A 1,275-nucleotide genomic window follows, 5' to 3' on the forward strand; every position below is an offset into this window, starting at 1 on the left:
TGTCGTCTACAACATCAAACGTGCCGTCAAACAGTGAAATCCACCGCCTTACAGCGATTCAACAAAGCCCTCATATTGATATCACTTTCGAGTCGTGACAGCGGAACTGTTTCAACCGACTCACACCGACGCACGACAACTCCGGATATAATACCGTAATGATACTATCGGGTACATTATCGATAGCCTGACGGTGCGGATCGGTGAATGATAGGTGTCTCTCAGTACTGAGCGAACACTTCGCAAATCGATTATTAGCCCGCACCACATTCGCGCTCTGTCTTCAGCACGCCTACAGAACTCTAACGAGGCACAGTCGGTGGCCGAAGAGGCAAAGGAAATCGCCCGCTCTGCCAGCGCGAAAGCCTGCCAGGTCGAAGCTATCATCGATGAAAACGAGAGTGAGAGGACAACACTGCTACCCGGCGACGTCGAACCATCGACGAGCCCGCTCGATTTCTTCGCGAACTGCCGCCAGCACAAAGTCAAACAACGCTTCGTCGACGAACGGGGCGAACAAAACACCTACCGAGCGATACTCGTCACCAAACGCTGGGACGAGTTCGCGACCAAGCGAACCACTGGCGACGGCAACCATCAGATCATGGCGCATGAACTCGACCTCTCTCCGCTCGAAGCCGAGATTATTCTACAGGCACTCGAGCCGGTTGTTCTCCGACACCGAAACGACGAATGAGGGCGCAGTACATTGCAGATACGGGTGTCTTTGTCCGATGCGGTGGACCTAACGCTGAAAAGTATCAGCAACTTCGTCGCGCCGTCCGAAGCAGATGTCTCACTGCTGATCCCTAAGGCGTGTGTATCTCGAATTAGGCGGCGAACCCGGCGATGAGCCCTATCCGTCAAGTGCAATTCCCTGGCAAGAGGGGATCGACGAAGGCTGGATTGTCGTGGCTGACGAACTCAAGTATCCGAATTCTATCGTCTCGGGGCTCATGGATGCCACTCGACGGAATATCGTAAACGACACAGATCGGTCGGAGGACCACATCGAAAAAGCAGACACTGCTCTCGTCGGTCTTGCAGCACAACTTCTCGAAACTGGCGACGCTGAGCAAATCGTACTCTTGACGACGGACAAACCCGCGGGACGAGCAGCAGAAACCCTACTTCCGGAGTATGAAGGCCGAAAATTCCGGCCGGATGAATTCCGCTACGCTCTGGGAACGCTCGAGTCTGAGCAGTTACCCACTGATCACTCACTGGCAGTTGACCGAATCGTTCAACTACTCTTCGCCGCTAATCCGGTATCGC

The 1,275-nt window shown here is 54.1% G+C and carries 2 pseudogenes; both read left to right on the forward strand.

Annotated elements, in window-relative coordinates:
• Positions 1-583: 583 nt before the first annotated feature.
• A pseudogene (locus GWG54_RS20525) lies at positions 584-697 on the forward strand (ArsR family transcriptional regulator); the annotation flags it as partial.
• Between the two features lie 121 nt (positions 698-818).
• Positions 819-1,275: pseudogene (locus tag GWG54_RS20530) on the forward strand (hypothetical protein); the annotation flags it as partial.

This window comes from Natronococcus sp. JC468, assembly GCF_012163165.1.
In the GTDB taxonomy this organism is placed as follows: domain Archaea; phylum Halobacteriota; class Halobacteria; order Halobacteriales; family Natrialbaceae; genus Natronococcus; species Natronococcus jeotgali.